Below are 24,875 nucleotides of genomic sequence, written 5' to 3'. Positions count from 1 at the left end.
ACTTAAACTGCAAATGCGTATGTTTCTCATTTTAATTTGATAAAAATCATAAACTTAACTATTTTTTATTTTGCAATCATTTTTAAGTTTGCCCATAATAGACTCATACGATAGGAGATTTATTATGCGTGGCAATCCAGAAGTCATAGACTATTTAAATATGCTCATTGGCGGAGAGTTGGCTGCCCGTGATCAATATTTAATCCATTCTCGTATGTATGAAGATTGGGGCTTAAACAAGATTTATGAGCGTATTGACCATGAGATGCAAGAAGAAGCTTCTCATGCCGATGCAATCATTCGTCGTGTATTGTTTTTAGGTGCCAAACCAAACATGCACCGTGAAGATATCAATGTTGGTACAGACGTTGTATCTTGCTTAAAAGCTGATTTAGCACTTGAATATCATGTGCGTGAAAAATTAGCCACAGGTATTAAACTTTGTGAAGAAAAAGGCGACTACATTAGTCGTGACATGTTACGTCAACAATTATCAGATACTGAAGAAGACCATACTTATTGGCTTTAAAAACAGTTGCGTTTAATTGAGCTGATTGGCCTGCAAAATTATATTCAGTCTCAAATTTAATGATGTGAAAAACCCAGCTTAAGCTGGGTTTTTTATTGGCTCATTTTAATAAAATGAAGTCACTGATTAGATGTTAATAATGTCAAATTGAATATATTCAAAGCCTTACTATATAAGGCTTTGGCAGTTACAAAAAAGTCAGAAAATTTGTATCAGACCCCATGTTTTTTTTGTGGAATTGGATATAATTTCGCCAACAAAAACCCTTGCCTGGAACTTAATAAGGCAGGGGTTTTTCTATGGGGAATCGGTTGGTATGGATCGCCAATGGTTTTATGGTGAGCTTCGCGTATATGTTATTTTCCAAACCTGCTGTTTTAGATACAGCTACTCTCTTAAGCACACAACGATTAGCAACTCGTCTTAGCTTTTTTAGCTTGGGCTTTGCGATATCTGCTTGGGCACCACTCATTCCGTATGCACAGCAACGTTTAAACCTAAATCATGCAAATTTTGGTTTATTGCTGCTTTGTATGGGAATCGGCTCAATGATTGCTATGCCTGCGACAGGGGCTTTAGTTAAGCGTTGGGGATGTCGTCCATTAATTGCTGTGGCGACCATACTCTTAATGGTGTTACTACCAAGTTTAACGATCTGGCATAGTCTTGTATCGATGGCTGTGGCGTTATTTATTTTTGGTACAGCAGCAGGCAGCCTTGGCGTAGCTATTAATTTGCAGGCAGTTGTGGTGGAAAAACACAGCTTACGTGCGCTCATGTCTAGTTTCCATGGTATGTGCAGCCTTGGTGGTTTAATAGGCGCCATGCTCGTCACCACGCTACTAGCAATTGGCCTTTCACCACTCATGAGTACGCTATCTGTGGTCATGATTTTAATGGTCGTGAGCTTTGTTGCTATTCCATCTGCTTTAACAACATTTGAGCAAGATGAACAAGGTGCAGCTGAAATAACTGACGCACCTAAAAAAACTTCGCGTCCGAATGGTGCGATCCTGTTGATTGGAATGATGTGTTTTATTGCTTTCTTGTCAGAAGGTGCAGCAATGGACTGGGGTGGTATTTATTTGACCAGTAAATATCATCTTAACCCTGCTTTTGCTGGGCTGGCCTATACTTTCTTCGCGCTTAGTATGACAAGTGGTCGTTTTGCAGGGCATCTCTTGTTAAAACAATGGGGTGAGAAAACTATTGTGACTTATAGTGCAATTGTTGCAGCCCTTGCTATGGTTACTATTGTGATGGCACCTGTTTGGCAAGTTGTCGTATTGGGTTATGCACTTTTGGGTTTAGGCTGTTCTAATATTGTACCAGTCATGTTCTCTCGTGTTGGACGCCAAAATGATATGCCGAAGGCTGCGGCACTATCTTTAGTGTCAACGATTGCTTATACAGGTTCATTAAGTGGTCCCGCCTTAATTGGCTTGATTGGCCAGTGGACCAGTCTAACCACAGTGTTATCTGGGGTAGCGGTTTTATTAACTATGATTGCCATACTCAATCGCTTTACTCTTGTAAAGGCAAAATAACTTAAGTCAATTTACCAATCGATAGAACATCGAGAAAAACTTCTCGATGTTCTATAAGCTTAAATCATTACAAAACATGATAAGTGGGTTGATACTTGTCTTGTAATGACAACTTAGTCTTCGTAAAGGTTGGAGCATTTTCAAGATCTTTCAAGAAATTATTTCTCCAATCGCTAAGGTCAGTGGCTGCCAGACCTTCTATTAACTGTTCATAACGATTAATACGTTCAGCTTTAGACATCTCTAGAGCGGTTTTTAGAGTATCCATCATCGCTGCCCGATCTAATGGGTCAACAATTAAGGCCTGAGTCATTTGCTCAGCAGCACCGGCATATTTAGATAAGATCAGCACACCTGGGTTCTCTGGATCTTGAGCCGCAATATATTCTTTTGCGACCAAGTTCATACCATCCCGTAATGAGCTAATCCAGCAAATATCAGAGCGACGATAAATATGCATGAGACTGTCATGTTGAACAGTGTCGTAGCAACAATCAATTGGACGCCAGTCTTCGTGAGCAAACTCTTCATTAATCAGTTCTAACTTGGTTTTAAATCGTTGGTATAAGCGTTGATAAGCCGGAATATCTGTACGTGAAGGTGTTGCAACTTGAAGGTGGCGTACCAGTCCATGATATTCAGGGTTAGTTTCCAAGAAGGTCGCAAATGCATTGAAGCGTTCAAGCAGACCTTTTGAATAATCAATCCGGTCAACGCCAATAATGGTTTTTTGACGTGGTATATCTTCAAAGTTAAATACATAGGGAGTATGAAATGCCTGTTGTGCTTGGCGCTGAATAAGTTCTGGTTGCACGCCAATAGGGTAGGACTTTATGAGTACTTGACGTTTTTTATAGCTGATTCGGTCACTTAGTATTTTTTGAGCTTCAAGTAAGCCCATACACGTTTGCATACAGGTGTTTTGATCGGCTTGGGTTTGTAGGCCAACTACATCATATTGGCAAAGGTCTTGTACCAACTGCAGTGCAACTGGAATTTTGCGCCAAATGTTTAAGCTTGCGAAAGGAATATGCAAAAAGAAACCGATTTTATTTTGCATACCTAATTCGCGGCAATGACGAGCTACACTAAAAAAGTGATAGTCATGTACCCAAATCAGATCATCAGGCTGAGCAGTCTCTTTTAATTTTTCAGCAAATAAACGGTTAACCCTTTGGTAAGTATTATATTCTTCAGCATCATATTCGATCAGTTCATCTCGATCATGCATGGCAGGCCATAAAACTTTGTTAGCAAAACCGCAGTAGTACTGTGCATATTGCTGATGTGTAAGAGGGCAGGTAATGTAGTCAATTCCATGAGAATATGCCTGATCGAATTCAGGCGCTTCAGTATCGGTAATTTGCTGACCGTTCCAGCCTAACCAAATACCGTTACTGTCATTTAATGCGTCTTGTACAGCTACTGCAAGGCCACCTGCTGAGGCCTTACCTGATGGCATACTTATTCGATTCGATAACACGATTAATTTAGACATATTTGTTCTCCATTCTGATCTTGACTATTTTTGACGTATAACTTTTTGATTTTTTCTAGAAAGAAAAAAAGAAAATTAGAAACGCTGTTAATATCTTTTAATCTATATTGAGCTTCTGTTTCACCAGAACCTACTTTAATTGAAGTACCAAATTGTTGATTAATAAAAGTGAAACCCGATTCATCCGTTAAATCATCTCCAATAAATATTGGGTGAATTAATGGTAAATTAAGATGGTCTAATATTGTTTGAATTGCTTTACCTTTATCTGCCTGTTTAGGTAATAACTCAATGACAAATTTACCTTTATTTAATTTTAATTGAGGATAGAAATATTTAATTTGTTGCATAATATAAAATGCATTATCTTCTAATTCTGGTTTTTTTCGATAATGTAAAGCAATAGAATATCCTTTATCCTCAATTAATAAATCGGGATATTTTTCACAAGATTTTATAATATCTTCTTTTAATTTTTTGAAATTAATATTGCTTAAATCTGGACGAATATAATTGTCGGAATCAAAATAAATATCTAAACCATGTAAGCCAGCTATAGGAATTTCAATAGACTGAAATAACTTATTAGCTGTTTCAACATCACGTCCTGTTACAGCAATCACTGGTATATTTAATTCAATAATTTTTTTTATAACTTCTAATGTAGTATTAGGTATAAAACTATGCTCAGGATGAATTTGAAATGGAGCTAATGTTCCATCAATATCCAGAAATAAACAATAATTTTTATCTACAGGTAAGGTGTTTATAATATCGTTGGGTGTAACAAAATATGTATCTTTTTCTCTCCCGTCAGATATTTCACTTTGAGTATTCATATTAATCCGCCCATTATTTTGATCATTAATTAATCTTCTAACATTAAAGTGAATTGATGAGTCATTTTTTTTAATAAAAAAACATAACTATTAACATTAATTACATTGCACAATGGATTTATGGGGGAAGTGTGGATTATGTTGTTTTTTGATTTGCTTCAATGTTTAGATAATTAAATTTTTGTATATTTCATATGAATATTTTAGCTCTTGTATATCAATATATTTCAGAATATTTATCTACTATAAATGACTGATTTTACTTTTTGAAATTCAAGTGTTCTGTTGATTTTAAAAGATATTTAGAATTGAACTTCATATATAATCTTCCTAAAGTTGACTGTGGATAGGCATATGAAGTTACAAAATAAAATTTTATTGATTACAGGGTGGGGAGTAGGTATAGAACCTCTGCAATCGTTAAAATTAGGTTTAAATAAATTTGGCTATGACACACAACTGATTAATATTTTTAATGTTTTAGATAGTAGCTTTCAAGCACGGCTTGATTTAGTGGCTGAAGTTAATGTGGTAATAGGCTGGTCCTTAGGTGGGCAGTTAGCAACTCAACTGGTTGATATTTTTTACAAGCAAACAGGGCAAACAAAAATATTAATTACGCTCGCGTCGAATCCTTGTTTTGTTGCTCATGATAATTGGCAAACCGCAATGCCTGCTGATGTATTTAGTCAATTTAAAGGGTCTTTTTTACAGACCCCACAAGCCACTTTAAAGCGTTTTTATTATTTGATTACACTTGGCTCATCTCAAGCGAAACAAGATTGGATGAGCGTACAAAACATCGCAAATCCACCCGCACAGGAAATACTGGTAGACGGTTTAAAAATGTTAGAACAGTTAAACTTGGTAGGTAACTTGAAAAATTATCCAGGTCTACAGCTTCACCTGTTTGCTGAGCAAGATAATGTCATTCCTTGCAAAATTATCGAGAATTTTAAGGATTTCGCTACAGAAAACATGACTTATAAGTTGCTAAAAGACGCTACGCACGCTTTTCCTTACTTGCAGGCTGAAAGAACAATTGAAGAAATCTGCCAATTTTTAATAATTCATCAGCAAAGTTCATAAGCTTTGGTTGATCTCGCAATTTTCTTTCATTCTTAACAGGTTTAACATGTGTTAAATGAAAGATTTGATTGCTGTAAAAGGGTATAGAGGATGACCGATAATTTTGATTTGGAACATATTTGGCATCCATATACTTCAATGACCCAACCTTTACCCACATTTAAAGTGAAGCGTGCCTATGGGGCAACGATTGAACTTGATGATGGTAGAACTTTAATTGATGGTATGTCGTCTTGGTGGTGTGCAATACATGGTTATAACCACCCTGAACTTAATCAAGCAGTGACCGATCAACTACAAAACATGTCACATATCATGTTCGGTGGTTTGACTCACGATCCTGCTATTGAGCTTGGTAAAATTCTTTTAAAAATTACCCCACCAAGTCTCGATAAAATTTTCTATGCAGATTCAGGTTCGGTCGCTGTTGAGGTTGCTTTAAAAATGGCTGTGCAATTCTGGACAGCACAGGGAAAACCACAAAAAACAAACTTTATTACCACACGGTCCGGTTACCACGGCGATACATGGAATGCGATGTCTGTGTGTGATCCTGTGACAGGTATGCATCAGATTTTTGGTACCAGCTTACCGAATCGTCTTTTTGTAGCAGCACCACAAACTAAATTTAATGAAGAATGGAACCAAAAAGATATTGCCGAGCTAGAGCAAGCCATTCAGCAAAATCATGAAAACCTTGCTGCACTCATTATTGAGCCGATTGTTCAAGGTGCAGGGGGCATGCGCTTTTATCATCCTGAATATTTACGTCAGGCTAAAGCGCTTTGTGAACAATATCATCTGTTGTTAATTTTCGATGAAATTGCTACTGGTTTTGGTCGTACAGGTAAGCTTTTTGCTTGGGAACATGCGCAAGTCGAGCCAGATATTATGTGCCTAGGTAAAGGGTTAACTGGTGGCTATATGACTTTGTCTGCGACTTTAACGACAAAGCATGTTGCTGAAACCATTAGTCGCGGTGAGGCTGGGGTATTTATGCACGGCCCAACTTTTATGGCCAATCCACTCGCTTGTGCCGTTGCTTTAAAAAGTACGCAATTATTAATTGAGCAAGATTGGCAGGCCAATATTAAGCGAATTGAGCAACAGCTTAGCCAATATCTAGCACCTTTAAGCCAGCTTGATTATGTTGCTGATGTAAGAGTGCTCGGTGCAATTGGTGTGGTAGAACTCACCTTTAATGTCGATATGAAAACTTTACAGCAACAATTTGTAGAGCGTGGAATCTGGATTCGTCCTTTTGGCAAACTGGTTTATGTGATGCCACCTTATGTTATTACTCAACAAGAGTTAAGTGACTTGCTTGAACAGTTGGTTGAAGTAGTTAAAACGATGCAGGGGGCACATTAAAATGTCATTGCTCGATCATTTTGCTACCGAGTTAGATGAGTTAAAACAACAAGGTAACTTCAGACAATTTACCCAAAATGTGCAGCATGGTCGTTTTATTACAATTAAAAATAAAACAATGCTCAACTTAGCTTCAAATGACTATCTTGGACTGGCGGCTGATATTAATCTTCGCCAAGAGTTTTTAGATAGCTTACCGTTAGAACGCAGCTATTTTAGTTCTTCATCGGCCCGTTTATTGACAGGTAATTTTGATGAATATGAACAGTTGGAAAATAGCCTAAGCCAAGCATTTGGTGGACGGGCAGCTCTGTTATTCAATAGTGGCTACCATATGAATATTGGTATTTTGCCCGCTGTTGCTGATAGTAAAACTTTAATTTTGGCAGATAAGTTAGTTCATGCCAGTATGATTGATGGGATCCGTTTGTCTGGTGCCCAGTATGTGCGGTATCGACATAATGATTTACAGCACTTAGAACAGCTTCTACAAAAGTATCATGATGATGACAAGATTGAACGAATCATTGTGGTCACGGAAAGTATTTTTAGTATGGATGGTGATGAAACGGATTTAACCGCTTTAGTCCAGCTTAAAAAACGTTTTGGTAAAACCATGCTTTATGTCGATGAGGCACATTCAATTGGCGTACGTGGACAGCAAGGTTTAGGGTGTGCTGAACAATATAATGTAATTCAGGAAATTGATTTTCTAGTTGGTACCCTAGGTAAAGCATTAGCAGCAGTCGGTGGTTATATTATTTGCCATCCAATTATTAAAGATTATCTCATTAATAAAATGCGCCCGCTTATTTTTAGTACCGCTCAACCTCCGATTGTTATGGCTTGGGCAAATTTTATTTTTCAAAAAGTATTAGTGGCTCAACCTCAGCGTGAACACTTAAAAAATATTAGCCAATATCTTCAACAAGCAGTGGTACAAAAGGGTTATTTGAGTCCATCGCCCAGCCATATTATTCCAGTGATTGTGGGAGAAAGTCAGGCTGCTATCGATAAGGCGAAGCAGGTTCAGGAAAGTGGTTTTTATGCCATGCCTGTACGCCCACCAACCGTACCTAAAAATAGTTCGCGTTTACGTATTTCTTTAACGTCAATGGTCGAGCAACACGAGCTTGAAGCACTGGTGAGTTTTCTGTGAGTCTGAATAAAAATTTAGTTGCCGAGCGTTTTGCTAAAGCAGGTCAAAGCTATTCAGAGCACGCAGTTGTTCAAAAACAAATTTGTCAAAATTTAACAAGCTTACTCAAGCAGTTTTGCCCAAGTAAGATACGACGTGTTTTTGAAATTGGTTGTGGTTCTGGCAATTTAACTCGTCTGCTTGTTGAAGCTTTTCAAATTGAAGATTTAATTTTGAATGATCTGTACTCAGAGGTGCAGGAGCACTTCAATCATGAAGAGCATTTAAAATGGTTAATTGGAGATGTTGAAACCTTAGAACTCCCTCAGCAGCTCGATATGATTGTTTCAGGTTCTGCCTTGCAATGGATGCAGAATTTGCCGCTTTTGCTGAAGCGTTGTAATGATGTTTTAACTGACAGTGGTTGGCTATGCTTTTCAACATTTGGCCCTAAGAACCTAATTGAAATTAAAGAGCTAACCGGACAAGGTTTAAATTATTGGAATCTTGAAAGTTGGAACAGTGCCTTAACTCAGGCTGGTTTTGAAGTTCTGTATCTATCTGAGTCAGAAACTCAGCTCTATTTCGATTTACCTAAAGCTGTATTACAACATTTAAAAGCGACTGGTGTAACAGCGACAGCGCAGCACCGTTGGACCAAGCAAACTTTACAGCAGTTTTATCAAGATTATGATCGGTATAAGCACGCCGAGGGATATGCCCTAACATATCACCCAATTTATTGTATTGCCCGGAGAATGAAGTAAATGAGTGGTCAGATCTATTTTGTCAGTGGGATTGATACCGAAATTGGTAAAACCTACGCGACAGGTTTTTTAGCAAAATTATGGACTGAGCAGGGTAAAAAAGTAATTACCCAAAAACTCATTCAAACAGGTAATGCTGATATTTCTGAAGATATTGAAAAGCATCGTGAAATTATGGGGCAAGGTTGGTTTCAAGAAGATCACGATAAGCTGACTATGCCCGAAATCTTTAGTTATCCTGCTTCACCTCATTTAGCAACACGTCTTGATAATCGAGAAATCGATTTTCAAAAAATTGAAAATGCGACTCAAACATTAGCTGAGCGTTTTGAAATTGTATTATTAGAAGGGGCGGGTGGCTTAATGGTGCCCTTAACCACCAGTTTACTCACCATTGATTATGTTGCTCAGCATCAGTTTCCTGTTATTTTAGTGACATCTGGTCGTCTAGGAAGTATTAACCATACTTTGCTTAGTCTCGAGGCACTTAAGTCACGCGGTCTGAAATTAAAAGCTTTGGTTTATAACTTAAAAGATGAATCAAAAGATCCATTAATTTCGCAGGATACTTCAAATTATTTAAAGAACTATTTAGCTATTCATTTTCCAGAAGCTGAGTGGATTGAACTAGCAAAAATGAATTAATTGAAATTAAATAATAAAAAACCGCTCTAAAGTGAGCGGTTTTTTTGATTTAAAAGTTTTACTTAGAACTTTTTAAATCCACGGTTAAAACCAGTCGATTTACGCTGATTACCTGTGTTAGTTGGTGCTTCTTTTTCATCATCACGACGTTGTTGACGTAAATAACCACCACGACGTGCTGCCATTGGTTTTTCGGTCATACGGTCAGTACGACGTTTTGCCATACCAAATAAACCTGTACCTTGACGTGGTTTCAACTCAACAGATTTAGCTAAGTTGTCGATATCAGTTTTATCGAGTTCCATCCAACGACCAGTACGTAATTCGCGTGGTAAAATAACAGTACCGTAGCGAGTACGTAATAAGCGGCTTACTTTAAGACCTTGCGATTCGAAAATACGGCGAACCTCACGGTTACGGCCTTCTTTCACTACAACTTGATACCAGCGGTTAATACCTTCACCACCAATTTCAGAGAAAGATTCGAACTTGGCTGGGCCATCTTCAAGCTCTACACCATTGACCATGTTTTGGCGTAATTGTGGTGTTACTTCACCCATTACACGTACAGCGTATTCACGTTCAATTTCATTAGACGGGTGCATTAAGCGGTTAGCAAGCTCACCATCGTTTGTAAATAGTAATAAACCTGTACTGTTAATATCCAGACGACCTACCATTACCCAACGGTCATTTGCAATTTGTGGCAAATGATCAAATACAGTTGGGCGTTTTTCTGGGTCATTACGTGAACAGATCTCACCCTCTGGTTTATAATAAATCAGTACACGACGACGAATTTCATCTTCGATCTGGAACTGAACTTTACGGCCATCAATGCGTAATTCATCGCCTGGTTCAATGCGCTCACCCACTTGGGCAACGCGGCCGTTTACACTCACGCGTCCTGCGGCAATAACCTCTTCCATATATCGGCGAGAACCTAATCCGATTCGCGCTAATACTTTTTGCAATTTTTCACTCATGACAGCACAACCTTAGACATAATGATCAACAGTCCACCTCTTTATGATTTCGGTGCATTCGCATCGAGAGCCATAAATGCTTCCTTGGCGTTCTGTAGGGGAGGCAATTGGCCTAAAGAGGCTAGACCAAAAGCATTCAGAAATTGAGGCGTTGTAATTAGCAACGCAGGTCTTCCGGGTAAATCTCTAAAACCGGCTTCTTTAATCCAGTTCCAGTCAAATAGCGTTCTGAGAATCTGACTATTATTAGATACACCACGAATTTGTTCAATATCAGCACGCGTGACTGGTTGATGATACGCAATGACAGCCAAGGTTTCTAGTAAAGATGGCGACAGTTTTGTTGGTCGCTCTGGCCAAATCTGCGCAATAATATTGCGATATTTGGATCTTACCTGAAAACGAAAGCCTTGCGCGGTTTCAATCAACTCAATAGAGCGGCCATGTTGTAAGAGGGCAAGTTGTTGTAAAAGCTGACGAAGCTGTTGTTTGTTATATTGATTATTAAAAGCTTCTTTTAAACGAGCAATCGAAACAGGTGCTTCACTGGCAAAAATAATCGCTTCAAGTTGCAATAAAACTTCGTGATGAATGTCAGCTAATGACAAATCATTATTATTTTGTTCAAAACTCATGCCGCAGACCCTTGAATAGCCAATGGAGCTTCAATACCTGTAGCAATAATTTTAATCTTTTGTTGTCGGGTCAATTCTAAAACAGCCATAAAAGTTACAACCATTCCCATACGGCCTTGTTGGGGATTAAGTAATTCTTTAAAACTTAACACGTCGCCTGACTCTAATTTCTCTTCAATATAAGCAATACGTTCTTCTAACAGTACAGGCTCTTGCGCAATTGTGTGTGTTACGGGTTCAGGACGATTAAATACGCAAAACAAAGCGTCATGTAATGCTGAAACATCATAACCTTCATAAACAGGCGCGATATGACCTAAGCTTACATTGGCACTAAATGTATCACGGTCAAGAACTGGCATTTGACCTAAACGTTCAGCCGCTTGTTTAATGCGTAAATAAGTTTCAAGTCGATCAATAAGATCCTGTTTAGGATCTTTTTCGATACTCACTACTGTAGGTTTAGGTAAGAGTAAGCGAGATTTCAAATCAGCCAATAGAGCAGCCATAACCATATAGTCGGCAGTCAACTCAATATTTAAGGATTTCATACTATCCATATAAGCCAAATATTGAGTTGCAATAGGTGCAATATCGAGCTGGATGAGATCAAAACCGTTTTTCTGAATCAGATAAATTAAAAAGTCGAGTGGTCCTTCAAACTGTTCGAGTAAAATCTCAAAAGCAGCCGGAGGAATATAAAGATCTTCAGGAATTGTGTCGTGCCACTCATCTAAAACACGGATGTGTGGAACGTCTTCCATGGATTGATGAAGTGATTGGTTCATTACGATTATAAGCCACGCGAATTTTCAAAAGCATGAGACTTGTTTTCAAGTCAATAAGAGCTGTAGCAGAAGAACAGCAGATAGTGAAAAACATTCTAAAGGAATTGTGGCTTTTAATAAATTGCTTAACGACTAAAGTGTAAAAAAAATCCAAACTAAATAAAGAGTATTTTTTTTCTTGATAATACTTTTTTTTTTAACTATTGGTAAAAAGGAGAGTAAGTGCTTATTCGAAAGCACTTACATCTCCAGCACCGTGACGTATAATTTCCGGATGTTCACCCGATAAATCAACAATACTAGTTGTTGTTAAAGTACCAAAACCACCATCGATAAAGACATCAATACGTTTAGACAACTGACTTTCAATATCGTAAGGATCATCAAGTGGGTCTTCTTGTCCGGGTAAAATTAATGTACTTGTAAGTAAAGGCTCACCAAGTTCTTTTAATAAAGCCTGACAAATCGGGTTACTTGGAATGCGTAAACCAATCGTTTTCTTTTTAGGATGCATTAACCTGCGTGGAACTTCACTTGTTGCAGGTAAAATGAAAGTCGTAATGGCAGGGGTATTTGCTTTTAATAACCGATACGTCGCATTATCAACTTTTGCATAAGTCGCGATATCTGATAAATCACAACACATAATTGCGTATTGATGCTTAGGGCCTAAATCACGAATCTGGGCAATACGTTCCATCGCATTTTTATTACCAATCTGACATCCGATTGCATAGGCAGCATCGGTCGGGTAGACCACAACATCGCCTGCACGAATACGCTCAACTGCTTGATCAATGAGGCGTTGCTGTGGATTTTCAGGATGTACATGTAAATGCAGCATATTTTAGAGACTCCATCACGCCATTATTAAAAATAGTATTAGACTTTTCAAACTTCGGAAGCAAGTAACTTACGTAGTTTTTTTGTCATTTAATCAAGGAGTTCACGTTTAAATTCATCTAATTGTAACGCTGTACCTGATCGTGTACATTGGCAAATACATTCAATGAATCTTGCTGCATCAACAGGTAGTTTAGCTTCACCAGAAAAGTAACGTTGAACTTGGATATAAACATTATCTTTAAACTTTTTGCCATCTCCGCCATCACCTGTCAGGTTATCTAGAGATACTCTAAATTTTCTGCCAAAAGATTGGGCAAATAACCATTCAATGGCTTGAGGTTTAATTTCTACTTGTTCAAATAAATCCTGCTGTTCTTTAGTTCGGCCATCTGGCGCATACCAATAACCTAAATCGGGCAACAGACGTCGTTTTGCACCTGCAATTGTCCAATGGCTAATTTCATGCAAAGCGCTATTGAAAAAACCATGAGCAAATTGGATTTTAGCTGGCTCATGTTCATTTGCTGGGAAATATTCTGGTTCAAATTCTCCACGAACTAATGTCACATTATGGTGGGAAAACCAGTGATTAAAGTGTAAAATAAGCCAATCAACTTGCTCAGACTCTAATTTTGAGCTTGGCCATGGTGAGAGTTGCACCACGTCAGGTAAAAGAGTGTTTTGGTGAGTTGAATGGGTGCAAACGAGTAATGAAGTGTTAACTTCAGGTTGCGGCTGCAACAGGTGCATTGCTTAATTTACCCCGAGTTCTGTCTAAAGAAGTACAAAATTGTATCTTAATCTTTGACAGAGTACCGATGAATTTGTAGAATTGCCGCATTAATTATGTCAGCAAATACCTTTCCGGCACAGATTGAGCCGTTTAAATGGGCTGAACAAGGCTTTACATGGTCAGGTCAACTGCCATTGTCTCGTCTTGCTCGTATTGCTCGTGAAGCTGTTGGATCAATTGATAACCAATTGATCAACATAGACTGTAAGCTATCAATGGATGCCTATCATCGCATTGTGTGGTTAGATGGTCACATGGAAACAAAAGTTCCAATGGAGTGCCAACGTTGTTTGGAACCTGTTGAAATGCCAATTGTTTCTGACTTTCATATTGCACTTGTAGATGATGAGTCACTGATAGAGCGCTTGGATGAGGATGCTGATTTCATCGTTTTAGGTGAAAGTGAGTCTTCGACAAAAGGTGATTTTGATACACCTGCTTCGATCAACTTACTCGCATTACTAGAAGATGAACTGTTATTGTTGATGCCTTTATCTCCCAAGCATGATGCTTGTGAACATAAACATCAACCTACCATTCAGAACGTTGTCGAAGAGAAACGGGATAACCCGTTTGATGTTTTGGCAGGTTTGAAGGGTAAACTTAACTCATAATTTGTGTTATGATTATGAGATAAGACAACTGAATTTGTTCTGATCCATTTTTTCGATCTTTGTAAGGAGCCATCATGGCCGTTCAGCAAAACCGTAAAAGTCGCTCTCGCCGTGACATGCGCCGTTCACATGACGCTTTAACCGAGAATGCATTAACAGTAGACCAAGCAACTGGTGAAACTCATCGTCGTCACCACGTGACTAAAGACGGTTTCTACCGTGGTCGCCAATTATTCGCTAAAGCAGCTGATGCTGAATAATTGCATGATATGCATTAAGCGTGATGCTTAAGTATAGAAAAAATGGGAGCGAAAGCTCCCTTTTTTTGTTGTTTTTCGCAATTATAAATATACAAATTAAATGTTAAATTTCCGTTCCAGAGAAATGAGTGAAAACCCAAAAAGGATTTCTTATGTCTGCTAAACGTCTTGAACAAGTAGCTTTAGCCACAAAAACTGCATTTGTGTTTCCAGGTCAAGGTTCACAAAAAGTTGGTATGCTCGCTGAACTCGCAGAACAGTTTAGTGGAGTTGGGCAAACTTTTGCCGAAGCTTCAGACGCGCTAGGATTTGATCTTTGGCACATTGCACAAAGTGGTGAAGGTTTAGACCAAACAGAAAATACCCAACCTGTATTATTAACTGCCAGTATTGCTTTATGGCGTTTATGGTTAGATTTAGGTGGTTTAGCCCCTAAATACCTTGCAGGTCACTCTTTAGGTGAATACAGCGCTTTAGTTGCAGCAGGTTCAATGAGTTTGGCGGATGCAGTTAAATTAGTTAATTTGCGTGGAAAACTCATGCAAAATGCTGTTCCTCAAGGGGAAGGCGCTATGGCTGCTATTCTTGGTTTAGCTGATGATAAAGTAGTTGAATTGTGCCAGAGCGTGAGTGCATCAGGTCAAGGTTCAGTTGAAGCAGCAAACTATAATTCACAAGGTCAAGTTGTGATTGCTGGTAGTACTGCATCTGTACAGCAAGTTATGGCACTTGCAAAAGAACAATCTGCTAAAGCAATTGCTTTACCGGTTTCTGTTCCATCGCATTGTTCATTGATGAAGCCGGCAGCAGAAAAATTTGCAGAAGCTTTGGAACAAACTGCCATTGAGCTACCTACCATTCCTGTAATACAAAATGTCAACGCGGGAATTGCTACCGATGTTGCTCAATTACGTCAGGCTTTAACAGCACAATTGTACCAGTCTGTACAATGGACTCGTACCATGCAGTCTCTTCAAGACCAAGGTATTCAGTACATTGTTGAGTGTGGCCCAGGTACAGTATTGAGTAATCTCGCAAAGCGTTTACCAAATATTGAAAAAGCTTTTTCTATTGATAGTAAGAGCAAAATGGAAGATGCCCTAAATGCTGTTTTAGTGGCAGAAGGAAAAATTGCATGACACAAGAACGCAAAGTTGCATTAGTAACGGGCGCGAGTCGGGGCATTGGCGCTGCAATTGCCCAGCAACTTATTCAAGACGGTTATTTTGTCGTAGGTACTGCGACTTCTGAATCTGGTGCACAAAAGCTAACTGATAGCTTTGGTGAGCAAGGTACAGGTTTGGCTCTCGATGTGCGCAATCTCAATGAGATTGAAGCAGTCGTATCTCATATTGAACAGAACTATGGTCCTGTACTTGTTCTCGTTAACAATGCAGGTATTACGAAAGACAATTTGTTGCTTCGTATGTCTGAAGATGATTGGGATGACATCCTCAATATCCACCTTAAAGCCGTTTATCGTTTATCTAAACGCGTGCTTAAGGGTATGACGAAAGCGCGTTTTGGTCGCATTATTAATATCAGTTCTGTTGTAGCTCATTTTGCAAACCCAGGCCAAGCGAACTATTCTGCTGCTAAAGCAGGTATTGAAGCATTTAGCCGTAGTCTTGCAAAAGAGATGGGTAGCCGCCAAATCACTGTAAACAGTGTGGCACCAGGTTTTATTGCAACAGAAATGACAGATGCACTTAGTGAAGACATTCGCAAAAAAATGAGTGATCAAGTGGCTTTAAATCGCTTAGGTGAGCCACAAGATATCGCAAATGCGGTGAGTTTCCTTGCAAGTGATAAAGCAGGTTACATTACCGGTACGGTATTACATGTAAATGGTGGTTTATACATGGCCTAACGCCGATGTATAAACTTTTAAAAATTTTTATATTCAATTAAACTAGTGGCAAATCAAACGCCACAAGCAATGAGGAGAATTCCTGTGAGCGATATCGAACAACGCGTTAAACAAGCGGTTGCAGAACAACTTGGTCTTAAAGCTGAAGAGATTAAAAACGAAGCATCTTTCATGGATGACTTGGGTGCTGACTCTTTAGATTTAGTTGAACTTGTTATGTCTTTCGAAAATGACTTCGACATCACTATCCCTGATGAAGATTCAAACGAAATCACTACAGTTCAATCTGCAATTGACTATGTAACTAAAAAACTTGGTTAATTCGCATATTGCTGATTAAAAAGAAGGCCACCGTAAGGTGGCTTTTTTTATTTGAGTAAAATAATTGAGAGAGATACATATTTTTACAAGATCAACCTCAATTGATAGCAGAGGTGTCTCTTTTTTCAAGTATAACAATAAGGGTCAGTTTAATGACTTTACTATAAACAATAAGATGAGGACTAAAAATGGGTCTTTTTGATTTTGTAAAAGGTATTGGTAAGAAAAATACCGCACCAGCAGAACCACAACCAGCTCCAGCAACGCCAGCAGAACCTTCTGCACAAGAAGTAGCGAATAAATTATTAGGATTAATTAAAAGTTTAGGCCTCGGGGTGGAAGGCTTATCTGTAACATATAATGGTTCAACTGATACTGCGACTATTAATGGTCAAGTACAAAGCCAAGCGGATAAAGAAAAGATTATTCTTATTGTTGGTAACGTCGATCATGTTGCACATGTAGATGACCAGATGACCGTTGCTACGCCTGAACCGGAAAGCAAATTTTATACGGTAAAATCTGGTGATAATCTTTCAAAAATTGCGAAAGAGTTTTATGGTGATGCCAACCAGTATCCGAAAATCTTTGAAGCAAATAAACCAATGCTCAAAGATCCGGATGAGATTTTCCCTGGGCAAGTTTTACGTATTCCACAGTAATTGGAATAAATAAAAAGGCGCTTTAAGCGCCTTTTTATTTGGTTGTTAAAATCGTTTTGGAATCTTTTGTCCATTAGGTACAGGTGTTTCGGCATTTTTTAAAACACCAAACAACCATGTTTCTGCATGCTGTACTGCAATTTTTAGAGAATCACCTAAAGCTAAGCGACCTGCAATAAAACTTGCTAATGAACACCCTGAGCCATGATATTCACCTTCAAGGCGAGGGCAAGTACTACTCGCTGCAAGTTCACCATCAATATATAAACTATTTTTAATGAAGTTAGGGGTATCTTCATGTCCCCCCTTTACTAATACAGCTTTAGCACCCATTTCAAAGAGCTTGTGAGTCGCTTCTTCTAAGTCATCAATACCTGTTAATGCACGTAATTCAACTGTATTTGGCGTAATAAGTGTCGCTAGGGGAATCAGCTCAACAAATGCTTTAACTAAAGTTGCCTGATCTCCTAAAGAACCACCGCTATTAGCAACTAATACTGGGTCTAATACATACTGATAGTCAGGATGGGCACGTAAAAATTCGGCTAGAGCCGCAATATTATCTGTTGTGCCAAGCATGCCGGACTTAACACATTTAATCGGTAAATCGCCTACAACAGCATTTGCTTGGGCTAATAATAGTTCTTTTGAGGTTGCTTCAAAGCCAAATACTTGTTGTGAGTTTTGAATGGTAAGAGCTGTACACGCAATTGCTGCATGGGCACCACTTTGTCCAATCGCTTCAATATCGGCTTGTAAACCTGCACCACCTGAAGGGTCTAAACCCGAGAAACAAAGTACGGTTGGACGCACGGTTATTTCCTTTTCAATTTAAATTTACGTTAGTATAAGAGAGTTTAATTAAACTCTCGACCAATTGAATTAAATACTTTACTGGGTTAGTGATTGAATGGCTATAAAACATATTTTGATTGATTTAGATGGAACCTTAACAGACCCTAAAGTTGGCATCCATACATCAATTCGTTATGCAATGGAGAAGCTTGGTTATCCTTTAGCTGCCGATTTAAATATTGATTGGACAATTGGACCGCCATTAAAAGCATCATTAGCAAAATTATTAGCTACCCAAGATGATGCTCTAGCTGAGCAAGCTTTACTTGCTTACCGTGAGCGTTTTTCGGTGATTGGCTTATTTGAAAATGAAGTATATCCATCTGTTGCAGAAACCCTTAAAGCTTTAAAAGCAGAAGGATATCGTTTGTTCGTTGCTACTGCTAAACCAACGATTTATGCAAAACGAATTTTAGACCATTTTGAATTAAGCCAGTATTTTGTACATATTTATGGCAGTGAATTAACGGGTGAACGCACCAATAAAGCTGAGCTTATCCATTATATTCTTGAACGTGAGCAATTAAATCCAGAAGAGTGTTTAATGGTGGGTGATCGTCAATATGATATTTTAGGTGCTCGCCACAATGGTATTGAGGCGGTAGCTGTGACTTATGGTTATGGAACAGCAGAGGAACTTGCTCAAGCACAGCCAAAAGCAATGATTAATCAATTCTCTGAACTCTTGGACTATGTTGAAGAAGTGGCAGCACAAAAGAAAGTTTCTTAAATATAAGTAAGTTTTAATTTAAAGGTTTGGCTTTGATATAAAGCCAAACCTTTTTTTATTTAAACACCGTGTTGTTGGCGATATTGAACAAGTTCTTCAATCGTAATCACAGTTAAATGATGAGTTTGCGCATAAGCCAAAACTTGAATGCCTGATGCCATAGTGCCATCCGGATTAGTTAATTCACATAACACACCAGCAGGTTTTAAACCCGCTAATCTTGCTAAATCAATTGTTCCCTCAGTATGACCACGTCGAGTAAGCACGCCGCCATTACGTGCACGTAATGGGAAAACGTGACCAGGACGATTTAAGTCACTTGCAACAGCACCATCTTTAATTGCAGTTTTAATCGTTGTTACACGGTCTTTTGCAGAAACACCAGTGGTAACACCTTGAGCAGCTTCAATGGTCACTGTAAATGCAGTGTGAAACTGACTTGAGTTTTGAGAAACCATTGGTGGAAGATCTAAATGATCTGCTAATTCTTCTGTCAGGCATAAACATACAATACCTGAGCCATCACGAATCATACGTGCCATGGTCTCAACAGTTAGGGTTTCGGCTGCAACAATTAAATCTGCTTCATTTTCACGATCAAAGTCATCCATCACCAATACAGGTTTACCTTGACGGATATCTTCTAATGCTTGTTGAATGCGCTGTTCTGCAGGAGAGAGGGCTGAGAAAAAAAGTTCTGGTTGAATTAAGCTAGACATAATGAAACGCTCTCGTAAAAATACGGTTGAACATTTCAGGACTGATGTAAAAACAGGCTGGCACTGAAATAAAACGGATTTATCCCAGTTCGTCGTCTTCTTTCATCCGGACTATACCGTCGGCTTTGGAGTTTCACCAAATCTGCTCAAATTACACAATTTAAGCTCGTGGGCTTGTTAATTTATATATGAAAATTAACTTTACCACCGGTGGGGAATTACACCCCGCCCTGAAGCGATGGGTTTTATTATAGCGCGCTTGGCAAAATTGGCTAGATGCTTTTGTAGAATGCTAAGTCTCATTATGAATAAGTATTTTCATAAATCGAAATAGGTTTTTAACAAGCGCTTACTTGTTGGCTTTAAAAGGGAATGCTATGTTTTTTTATAGAAAATTATAAATAAAACAGGTGTTTCATGCAGATAAGAGACTATTATCCATTTAGGAATACTTTATTTATTCAGCATCTCCATATTTTCAGTTATGTATTTATGGCGCTCAGTATTCTGTACTTAATTGCTGCTAATTGGTTGATGCTTCCTGATAGCATTCAACTCATCATTCCACCTGTTATATTGCTTGTCATAGCTTGGGTGAGCATAAAAGATACCTTAAGCGAGGGAATACGGCAGACTTTACATGGTACTTGCGGCTTAATGATCGGTTTGAGTTTGGCTGTAATTGGACAAGTTTATCAAACTGGTGCAGACAGTTATTTACTTTTCTTGATTTGGACTTTGCTTTTATTGCCGTGGCTATATCGACCAAATATTGGAATCTTTGCTTTAATTTGTATTACAAGCCAACTCGCCCTATTTTTATTTTTTAAACAGACTTTCTGGGCAGAAAAGTTTCCTTATCTTTATCTTTTTGCTCTAAATTTATTAAGTCTTGTACAGTTCTGGATCTGTCAAAAGAAATATATAGCCTTACGTTTTGTTTTTATTGCTTGGTTTGCTGTTATTTCAATAACAGGGATGATTCAATTCTTATCAAGTGAAAATTTACCCTATCTGATCTCGGCGTTCTTACTAGGAATTATTGCTTTTTATTATTTCTTCAAAAAGAATGATCAGCTATGTGCCAGTTTAATGGCTGCTATTCTTGGCGTGACAGCTACAATATGGCTTTTTGATGGTATTAATTATCTATTTAAAGATTCTAATGAATTCATTTTCTTATTGATTGCGGGCATTATTTTTATTTGGTTTGCACTCATTAGTTATTTCTTAATAAGAATTTTTCGCCAAAGCCGTTTTTATATCATTCCTTTAGCAATTGGTGCTTGGCTTGCTGGCTTAGCACTTGCAGCATTTACTTTAGTATTTTGGGAAACTATTTCCTTAGTTATTGGAATCATCTTTGTTGCTATAGCTATAACTTTACTAACAAAATCGCAAAGCTATTTCATTCGGCAATTTGCATATTGTTTATTTGTGAGTGGACAGACTGCTTTTTTATTTCATCTTGGTTCTGAAACAAATCAAATTTTATGGGTATTGATTGCCCAGATTTTTATTCTATGCGTCAGTTATTTTCTTAAGCCTCATTGGTTCTTTGTTTTAATTCAAATGCTCGCAACTTATGGCATAGCATTTATCTACATACTGCAACTAGACCATTCACTGTGGTCGGTACATTCTACTCAAACTTATTTCAATTTAACTTTACTTAACTATTTGATTTTTAGCTTGATACTACTGATAGGGAGTAAAGCGGTTTTACGGTATGAGCGGAGTATTTTTTTATCTGTACTTAGCGTCATTTTTGTGAGCTCATTCTTTGACAATTTTATGGGGCTTGCGTTGATTGATTCTGCTGATCAGCCATTATGGTTTATCTATATTTTTCCAAGTCTATGGTTATTGTGCTTTAGCCTTTTCTATTTATATAGGCAGCTTCAAGCTATCACTTTCGTTGCTTTTTTAATTTTTGGCATAGCACTTATTGCACTCGGCTATTTTGATGTATTCATTCTATTTGTAATTTTGACATGGGCTTTAAAAAATCAAGATCGCATTGTTTATGGTGTTACGCTCATAGTATTTACCTTTGTGCTTTGGCAACTTTATTACAGTTTACAATTAAGTTTTTTAGCTAAAAGTGCATCAATCTTAGTGTCAGGAATTATATTGTTGGCTTTATATGGATTGCTTCTGAAGGAAGCTAAAAGCAATTTTATTGAGGGGGAAAAGTAATGAAAAAGTATTTCTCCCTTATGCTTGCAGTAGCCACTGTATTATTTTTTGCAGGTTTGGTTGCGAAAAATGAATGGCACCTGTATCAGGGTAAAAGTATTTTTATTAAGCTTAAGCCGGTTGACCCTCGCTCTATTTTACAGGGGGACTATATGGCGCTCGCATATGAATTAAATTTACAATCTCTCAAAGCGCTTTCGGGAAGTGAAAGTGAGGCTTTAGATCAAGTGATTTTTAATCATGCTTCTGTTCCAGCAAAAGTTATTTTAGATTCACAAAATCGAGTAGTTCGTACCATTTTAGATACTCAGAATTCATTTACTGGACAGCGTTTAATTTTAAAAAATCCTGAAAATCGTTTACAGGCTTTATATCCAGCTTCTCGAAGCTTCTTATTTGCCGAAGGTCTAGCTCAATGTTATGGGAAAGCAAAGTATGCTGAATTTAAAGTAAATACAAAAGGAGAGGCGATTTTATTTGATTTACGTGGAGAAGAGCTACAGCCTTTAAACTGTAAGCAACAGCACAGTTGGTGGAAGGGGACTGCTAGAAGTTTATAAAGGCGTATAAAAAAGCCCGTATTTACGGGCTTTTTTACTTTTAAATCTTTAATTAGGCAACTTGCACAGGAATGCAGTTCGCTGTGTGATTGACTGTATTGTCTGGGTTTGCATATACCAAACGTGGTTTGTGAGTATTTGCTTCAGCTTCAGTGAAATCACCAAACGTAGCAATAATTACAAGATCGCCAACATCTGCTTGGTGAGCAGCACCACCATTTACTGAAATAATGCCAGAGTTATCTTCACCACGAATCGCGTAAGTTGTGAAGCGCTTGCCATTAGTTACGTTCCAAACGTGGATTTCTTCGTATTCACGAATACCAGCTAAATCCATTAATACGCCATCAATTGCACAAGAACCTTCATAGTGAAGTTCAGCATGGGTTACAACTGCACGGTGAATTTTGCATTTTAATAAACGAGATAGCATGGCTAGCGTCTCCTGAGTAGACCTAAGAAGATCTTATAGTGAAATCTTTTGCCTTTGCCGTTCTGGCAATGTGGCTGATGCGCATTTTGCTCCTAAAAAAGCAAGATAGCAAGCTTGATTGTTCAACAATTTAAGCTGGTTTATACGCATTAATTTGGTTCATGGCCTGTGATACTTGTCCTTGAACAAGTAACTTCATTTTAGAAAGAGCGTGATCAATTGCTCCATCCATCAGGCTTTGTTCACTACTTGGCGCTTTTCCGAGTACATGGCCAGAAACTCTTTCTTTTGAACCTGGATGTCCAATACCAATTCGTAAACGATGAAAATTTGGGCCAATATGTGGGACAATATCACGTAAACCGTTATGACCGCCGTGACCACCGCCTGTTTTAAGACGAATTACACCAGGGTTCATATCAAGTTCATCATGAGCAATCAAAATTGCTTCAGGAGCAATTTGATAGAACTTTGAGAAAGGAACAACACTTTGTCCGGAACGATTCATATAAGTCGTTGGGAGAAGTAAACGAACATCGTGCCCTTCTATATTACCACGACCACTAATTCCGTGAAATTTTGGATCATTTTTTAATGTAATGCCATATTTATCTGCAAGCTGTTCAACGAACCAAAAACCTGCATTATGGCGGGTTTGGGCATATTCTGAACCAGGATTGCCCAAACCAACAATTAGCGAAATATTTGACACTAATTTACGCCTTTAAACACTTATGCGCGTTTGAAGTCAGCGTGCATAGGAGTGTTTTTAGATGGGTGACGTTGTAACGCTTGGATTTTAACGTTTTCAACTTTATCGCCCACTTTGATTTCTACAACTTCTTCAAAGAAAGCATTGCTTTCTAAAGCTTTTACAAGCTCACGAAGTTCTAAAGTAACACTTACAGGTTCAGCGTTACCACCGTAGATGATAGCTGGAACTAAAGATTCGCGACGAAGGCGGCGGCTCGCACCTTTCCCTTGTTTGTCTTCAGCACGCGCTTGAGCGTTGAATACGAAGTTTGCCATGAGATAAATCCTCATTAAAGATTAAATAAACTAAACTTGCGACCAGTTTAGTGATAGAAAACCCCAGCCAAGGCCAGGGTTAAGAAAAAGCTGCAATATTATAAACTATCGAACATCGCGCTGATAGACTCTTCGTTATTAATACGACGAATCGTTTCAGCAACCATGCTAGCAACAGAAACTTGACGGATTTTGCCCAAGTTCAATGCTTCTTCAGAAAGAGGAATTGTGTCAGTTACGACTAACTCATCAATTACTGAGTTACGTAAGTTCTCAATTGCTTTACCTGAAAGTACAGGGTGAGTTGCATATGCAACAACACGACGTGCACCAAATTGCTTAAGTGCATCAGCTGCTTTACACAATGTACCAGCAGTATCAACCATGTCATCTACAATAACGCAATCACGATCTTTTACATCACCAATCAAATGCATAACTTGCGATTCGTTGGCTTTTTGACGACGTTTGTCGATAATTGCTAAATCGATGTCACCCATATGTTTGGCAACAGCACGAGCACGTACTACACCACCAACGTCAGGAGAAACCACCATAAGGTTATCATGTTGTTGTTGACGTAAGTCAGCAAGCAAAGCAGGAGTACCGTAGATGTTGTCGACTGGAATATCGAAGAAACCTTGGATTTGGTCAGCATGTAAATCAATCATTACGACACGATCAATACCAACAGTGGTAAGCATGTCTGCAACAACTTTAGCTGTAATCGGCACACGTGCAGAACGTGGACGACGGTCTTGGCGAGCATAACCAAAATAAGGAATAACAGCGGTAATACGACCAGCACTTGCACGACGCAAAGCATCTGCCATAACCAAGATTTCCATAAGGTTATCATTGGTAGGCGCACAAGTAGGCTGAACGATAAATACGTCTTTACCACGAACATTTTCAGTAATTTCTACTGAAATTTCTCCATCAGAAAAGTGACCGACTGATGCAGCACCTAGAGGGATATGTAAGTGACTTACGACTTTTTGAGCGAACTGTGGATGAGCATTTCCACTAAAAACGACAAGATTGGGCATGAAGCACCCTTGGCGGTTGGTATGTAATGAAATAGATGGCAGGGGCGGCTGGATTCGAACCAACGGATGGCGAGATCAAAACCCGCTGCCTTACCACTTGGCG

At 38.4% G+C, this 24,875-nt stretch carries 29 protein-coding genes and 1 riboswitch; of the genes, 16 read left to right on the top strand and 13 right to left on the bottom strand.

Translation table 11 applies throughout. The features are described from left to right. Nucleotides 1-124 precede the first annotated feature (124 nt). Both bfr and J671_RS12235 read left to right on the top strand, forming a co-directional pair. Nucleotides 125-529, top strand: a complete 405-nt coding sequence (gene bfr / locus J671_RS12240) for a heteropolymeric bacterioferritin subunit Ftn (RefSeq protein WP_032040461.1) — start codon at nucleotides 125-127, stop codon at nucleotides 527-529. Between the two features lie 353 nt (nucleotides 530-882). Next, nucleotides 883-2,076 carry an MFS transporter gene (locus tag J671_RS12235; protein ID WP_002050338.1) on the top strand — a complete coding sequence of 398 codons (1,194 nt, stop codon included), beginning with the start codon at nucleotides 883-885 and terminating at the stop codon, nucleotides 2,074-2,076. 67 nt (nucleotides 2,077-2,143) lie between these two features. On the opposite strand, the gene J671_RS12230 is transcribed toward J671_RS12235, so the two are convergent. Together J671_RS12230 and otsB are read right to left on the bottom strand one after the other, a co-directional pair. Next, nucleotides 2,144-3,574: an alpha,alpha-trehalose-phosphate synthase (UDP-forming) gene (locus J671_RS12230; protein WP_031982376.1), complete on the bottom strand. Its 1,431-nt coding sequence runs from the start codon at nucleotides 3,572-3,574 to the stop codon at nucleotides 2,144-2,146. Next, entirely contained in the window at nucleotides 3,562-4,413 is an 852-nt protein-coding gene (otsB, locus tag J671_RS12225) for a trehalose-phosphatase (RefSeq protein ID WP_031982375.1), read from the bottom strand. The genes J671_RS12230 and otsB overlap by 13 nt, the downstream gene beginning before the upstream one ends. Nucleotides 4,414-4,767: 354 nt before the next feature. On the opposite strand from otsB, the gene J671_RS12220 reads away from it, so the two are divergent. The 5 genes from J671_RS12220 (at nucleotide 4,768) to bioD (ending at nucleotide 9,423) form a co-directional block, all read left to right on the top strand. Beyond that, complete coding sequence (locus J671_RS12220; protein ID WP_031982374.1) at nucleotides 4,768-5,502, top strand: hydrolase; 735 nt, start codon at nucleotides 4,768-4,770, stop codon at nucleotides 5,500-5,502. A 90-nt stretch (nucleotides 5,503-5,592) separates the two neighbouring features. Then, nucleotides 5,593-6,873, top strand: coding sequence for an adenosylmethionine--8-amino-7-oxononanoate transaminase (bioA, locus tag J671_RS12215; RefSeq protein WP_006581113.1), 1,281 nt, complete (start codon nucleotides 5,593-5,595; stop codon nucleotides 6,871-6,873). A 1-nt stretch (nucleotide 6,874) separates the two neighbouring features. Then, complete coding sequence (locus J671_RS12210) at nucleotides 6,875-8,032, top strand: 8-amino-7-oxononanoate synthase (RefSeq protein WP_031982372.1); 1,158 nt, start codon at nucleotides 6,875-6,877, stop codon at nucleotides 8,030-8,032. Further along, nucleotides 8,029-8,778: a malonyl-ACP O-methyltransferase BioC gene (gene bioC / locus J671_RS12205; protein WP_031982371.1), complete on the top strand. Its 750-nt coding sequence runs from the start codon at nucleotides 8,029-8,031 to the stop codon at nucleotides 8,776-8,778. The genes J671_RS12210 and bioC overlap by 4 nt, the downstream gene beginning before the upstream one ends. Beyond that, the gene (bioD, locus tag J671_RS12200) at nucleotides 8,779-9,423 is read left to right on the top strand and encodes a dethiobiotin synthase (RefSeq protein ID WP_002050388.1); all 645 of its coding nucleotides are present in this window, start codon (nucleotides 8,779-8,781) and stop codon (nucleotides 9,421-9,423) included. Between the two features lie 62 nt (nucleotides 9,424-9,485). Here the strand turns inward: bioD and rluB are convergent, their stop codons facing one another. The 5 genes from rluB to J671_RS12175 all read right to left on the bottom strand — a co-directional run bounded on the left by rluB (nucleotide 9,486) and on the right by J671_RS12175 (nucleotide 13,428). Next, on the bottom strand, nucleotides 9,486-10,409 hold the full coding sequence (gene rluB / locus J671_RS12195) for a 23S rRNA pseudouridine(2605) synthase RluB (protein WP_006581111.1): 924 nt from the start codon (nucleotides 10,407-10,409) through the stop codon (nucleotides 9,486-9,488). Nucleotides 10,410-10,450: 41 nt separating this feature from the next. Then, nucleotides 10,451-11,044, bottom strand: coding sequence for an SMC-Scp complex subunit ScpB (scpB, locus tag J671_RS12190; RefSeq protein ID WP_002050325.1), 594 nt, complete (start codon nucleotides 11,042-11,044; stop codon nucleotides 10,451-10,453). Next, a complete protein-coding gene (locus J671_RS12185) occupies nucleotides 11,041-11,832 on the bottom strand; it encodes a segregation and condensation protein A (protein ID WP_006581110.1) in 792 nt (263 codons plus the stop codon). The genes scpB and J671_RS12185 overlap by 4 nt, the downstream gene beginning before the upstream one ends. 226 nt (nucleotides 11,833-12,058) lie before the next feature. After that, a complete protein-coding gene (locus J671_RS12180; RefSeq protein WP_002050309.1) occupies nucleotides 12,059-12,676 on the bottom strand; it encodes an L-threonylcarbamoyladenylate synthase in 618 nt (205 codons plus the stop codon). Nucleotides 12,677-12,765: 89 nt separating this feature from the next. After that, nucleotides 12,766-13,428, bottom strand: a complete 663-nt coding sequence (locus J671_RS12175) for an elongation factor P hydroxylase (protein ID WP_006581109.1) — start codon at nucleotides 13,426-13,428, stop codon at nucleotides 12,766-12,768. 96 nt (nucleotides 13,429-13,524) lie between these two features. Here J671_RS12175 and J671_RS12170 point away from each other — a divergent pair, with 96 nt between their 5' ends. From J671_RS12170 to lysM, 6 genes are all read left to right on the top strand, one after another. Beyond that, the gene (locus J671_RS12170; RefSeq protein WP_002050389.1) at nucleotides 13,525-14,085 is read left to right on the top strand and encodes a YceD family protein; all 561 of its coding nucleotides are present in this window, start codon (nucleotides 13,525-13,527) and stop codon (nucleotides 14,083-14,085) included. A gap of 74 nt (nucleotides 14,086-14,159) precedes the next feature. Further along, nucleotides 14,160-14,345, top strand: coding sequence for a 50S ribosomal protein L32 (rpmF, locus tag J671_RS12165; RefSeq protein ID WP_000290730.1), 186 nt, complete (start codon nucleotides 14,160-14,162; stop codon nucleotides 14,343-14,345). 152 nt (nucleotides 14,346-14,497) lie between these two features. Next, the gene (gene fabD / locus J671_RS12160; RefSeq protein ID WP_001274818.1) at nucleotides 14,498-15,484 is read left to right on the top strand and encodes an ACP S-malonyltransferase; all 987 of its coding nucleotides are present in this window, start codon (nucleotides 14,498-14,500) and stop codon (nucleotides 15,482-15,484) included. Beyond that, a complete protein-coding gene (fabG, locus tag J671_RS12155) occupies nucleotides 15,481-16,215 on the top strand; it encodes a 3-oxoacyl-ACP reductase FabG (protein WP_006581108.1) in 735 nt (244 codons plus the stop codon). Before fabD ends, fabG begins: the two co-directional genes overlap by 4 nt. A gap of 84 nt (nucleotides 16,216-16,299) precedes the next feature. Beyond that, nucleotides 16,300-16,536, top strand: coding sequence for an acyl carrier protein (gene acpP, locus J671_RS12150; RefSeq protein ID WP_001279871.1), 237 nt, complete (start codon nucleotides 16,300-16,302; stop codon nucleotides 16,534-16,536). 188 nt (nucleotides 16,537-16,724) lie between these two features. Then, entirely contained in the window at nucleotides 16,725-17,198 is a 474-nt protein-coding gene (gene lysM, locus J671_RS12145; RefSeq protein ID WP_002050305.1) for a peptidoglycan-binding protein LysM, read from the top strand. Nucleotides 17,199-17,243: 45 nt separating this feature from the next. On the opposite strand, the gene J671_RS12140 is transcribed toward lysM, so the two are convergent. Beyond that, nucleotides 17,244-18,011 (bottom strand): hydroxymethylpyrimidine/phosphomethylpyrimidine kinase, encoded by a 768-nt coding sequence (locus J671_RS12140; RefSeq protein WP_006581107.1) that lies wholly within the window; start codon nucleotides 18,009-18,011, stop codon nucleotides 17,244-17,246. A gap of 97 nt (nucleotides 18,012-18,108) precedes the next feature. On the opposite strand from J671_RS12140, the gene J671_RS12135 reads away from it, so the two are divergent. Further along, a complete protein-coding gene (locus J671_RS12135) occupies nucleotides 18,109-18,783 on the top strand; it encodes an HAD-IA family hydrolase (RefSeq protein WP_006581106.1) in 675 nt (224 codons plus the stop codon). A gap of 59 nt (nucleotides 18,784-18,842) precedes the next feature. Here J671_RS12135 and ribB read toward each other — a convergent pair whose 3' ends face one another. After that, nucleotides 18,843-19,502: a 3,4-dihydroxy-2-butanone-4-phosphate synthase gene (gene ribB, locus J671_RS12130; RefSeq protein WP_006581105.1), complete on the bottom strand. Its 660-nt coding sequence runs from the start codon at nucleotides 19,500-19,502 to the stop codon at nucleotides 18,843-18,845. A 90-nt stretch (nucleotides 19,503-19,592) separates the two neighbouring features. Next, nucleotides 19,593-19,743, bottom strand: a riboswitch (FMN riboswitch). Between the two features lie 176 nt (nucleotides 19,744-19,919). Here ribB and J671_RS12125 point away from each other — a divergent pair. Both J671_RS12125 and J671_RS12120 read left to right on the top strand, forming a co-directional pair. Further along, the gene (locus J671_RS12125; RefSeq protein WP_031982369.1) at nucleotides 19,920-21,701 is read left to right on the top strand and encodes a DUF2157 domain-containing protein; all 1,782 of its coding nucleotides are present in this window, start codon (nucleotides 19,920-19,922) and stop codon (nucleotides 21,699-21,701) included. Beyond that, a complete protein-coding gene (locus J671_RS12120; RefSeq protein ID WP_031982367.1) occupies nucleotides 21,701-22,261 on the top strand; it encodes a GDYXXLXY domain-containing protein in 561 nt (186 codons plus the stop codon). The genes J671_RS12125 and J671_RS12120 overlap by 1 nt, the downstream gene beginning before the upstream one ends. Before the next feature lie 52 nt (nucleotides 22,262-22,313). On the opposite strand, the gene panD is transcribed toward J671_RS12120, so the two are convergent. From panD to J671_RS12100, 4 genes are all read right to left on the bottom strand, one after another. After that, a complete protein-coding gene (gene panD / locus J671_RS12115) occupies nucleotides 22,314-22,694 on the bottom strand; it encodes an aspartate 1-decarboxylase (protein ID WP_005129474.1) in 381 nt (126 codons plus the stop codon). 130 nt (nucleotides 22,695-22,824) lie between these two features. After that, complete coding sequence (gene pth, locus J671_RS12110; protein WP_004888501.1) at nucleotides 22,825-23,406, bottom strand: aminoacyl-tRNA hydrolase; 582 nt, start codon at nucleotides 23,404-23,406, stop codon at nucleotides 22,825-22,827. Between the two features lie 20 nt (nucleotides 23,407-23,426). After that, on the bottom strand, nucleotides 23,427-23,723 hold the full coding sequence (rplY, locus tag J671_RS12105) for a 50S ribosomal protein L25 (protein ID WP_002050375.1): 297 nt from the start codon (nucleotides 23,721-23,723) through the stop codon (nucleotides 23,427-23,429). 98 nt (nucleotides 23,724-23,821) lie between these two features. After that, a complete protein-coding gene (locus J671_RS12100) occupies nucleotides 23,822-24,772 on the bottom strand; it encodes a ribose-phosphate pyrophosphokinase (protein WP_031982366.1) in 951 nt (316 codons plus the stop codon). Nucleotides 24,773-24,875 lie beyond the last annotated feature (103 nt).

Source organism: Acinetobacter sp. 1130196, assembly GCF_000588095.1.
Lineage (GTDB): Bacteria > Pseudomonadota > Gammaproteobacteria > Pseudomonadales > Moraxellaceae > Acinetobacter > Acinetobacter nosocomialis.
Note: the sequence above shows the minus strand (reverse complement) of the source record. Positions and strands in the feature narration are given on the sequence as shown.

Bases quoted from the DNA above. Each gene is read 5' to 3' on its own strand.
- bfr (WP_032040461.1), top strand. From the start codon at position 125: ATGCGTGGCAATCCAGAAGTCATAGACTATTTAAATATGCTCATTGGC.
- J671_RS12235 (WP_002050338.1), top strand. From the start codon at position 883: ATGTTATTTTCCAAACCTGCTGTTTTAGATACAGCTACTCTCTTAAGC.
- J671_RS12230 (WP_031982376.1), bottom strand. From the start codon at position 3,574: ATGTCTAAATTAATCGTGTTATCGAATCGAATAAGTATGCCATCAGGT.
- otsB (WP_031982375.1), bottom strand. From the start codon at position 4,413: ATGAATACTCAAAGTGAAATATCTGACGGGAGAGAAAAAGATACATAT.
- J671_RS12220 (WP_031982374.1), top strand. From the start codon at position 4,768: ATGAAGTTACAAAATAAAATTTTATTGATTACAGGGTGGGGAGTAGGT.
- bioA (WP_006581113.1), top strand. From the start codon at position 5,593: ATGACCGATAATTTTGATTTGGAACATATTTGGCATCCATATACTTCA.
- J671_RS12210 (WP_031982372.1), top strand. From the start codon at position 6,875: ATGTCATTGCTCGATCATTTTGCTACCGAGTTAGATGAGTTAAAACAA.
- bioD (WP_002050388.1), top strand. From the start codon at position 8,779: ATGAGTGGTCAGATCTATTTTGTCAGTGGGATTGATACCGAAATTGGT.
- rluB (WP_006581111.1), bottom strand. From the start codon at position 10,409: ATGAGTGAAAAATTGCAAAAAGTATTAGCGCGAATCGGATTAGGTTCT.
- scpB (WP_002050325.1), bottom strand. From the start codon at position 11,044: ATGAGTTTTGAACAAAATAATAATGATTTGTCATTAGCTGACATTCAT.
- J671_RS12185 (WP_006581110.1), bottom strand. From the start codon at position 11,832: ATGAACCAATCACTTCATCAATCCATGGAAGACGTTCCACACATCCGT.
- J671_RS12180 (WP_002050309.1), bottom strand. From the start codon at position 12,676: ATGCTGCATTTACATGTACATCCTGAAAATCCACAGCAACGCCTCATT.
- J671_RS12175 (WP_006581109.1), bottom strand. From the start codon at position 13,428: ATGCACCTGTTGCAGCCGCAACCTGAAGTTAACACTTCATTACTCGTT.
- J671_RS12170 (WP_002050389.1), top strand. From the start codon at position 13,525: ATGTCAGCAAATACCTTTCCGGCACAGATTGAGCCGTTTAAATGGGCT.
- rpmF (WP_000290730.1), top strand. From the start codon at position 14,160: ATGGCCGTTCAGCAAAACCGTAAAAGTCGCTCTCGCCGTGACATGCGC.
- fabD (WP_001274818.1), top strand. From the start codon at position 14,498: ATGTCTGCTAAACGTCTTGAACAAGTAGCTTTAGCCACAAAAACTGCA.
- fabG (WP_006581108.1), top strand. From the start codon at position 15,481: ATGACACAAGAACGCAAAGTTGCATTAGTAACGGGCGCGAGTCGGGGC.
- lysM (WP_002050305.1), top strand. From the start codon at position 16,725: ATGGGTCTTTTTGATTTTGTAAAAGGTATTGGTAAGAAAAATACCGCA.
- J671_RS12135 (WP_006581106.1), top strand. From the start codon at position 18,109: ATGGCTATAAAACATATTTTGATTGATTTAGATGGAACCTTAACAGAC.
- ribB (WP_006581105.1), bottom strand. From the start codon at position 19,502: ATGTCTAGCTTAATTCAACCAGAACTTTTTTTCTCAGCCCTCTCTCCT.
- J671_RS12125 (WP_031982369.1), top strand. From the start codon at position 19,920: ATGCAGATAAGAGACTATTATCCATTTAGGAATACTTTATTTATTCAG.
- J671_RS12120 (WP_031982367.1), top strand. From the start codon at position 21,701: ATGAAAAAGTATTTCTCCCTTATGCTTGCAGTAGCCACTGTATTATTT.
- panD (WP_005129474.1), bottom strand. From the start codon at position 22,694: ATGCTATCTCGTTTATTAAAATGCAAAATTCACCGTGCAGTTGTAACC.
- rplY (WP_002050375.1), bottom strand. From the start codon at position 23,723: ATGGCAAACTTCGTATTCAACGCTCAAGCGCGTGCTGAAGACAAACAA.
- J671_RS12100 (WP_031982366.1), bottom strand. From the start codon at position 24,772: ATGCCCAATCTTGTCGTTTTTAGTGGAAATGCTCATCCACAGTTCGCT.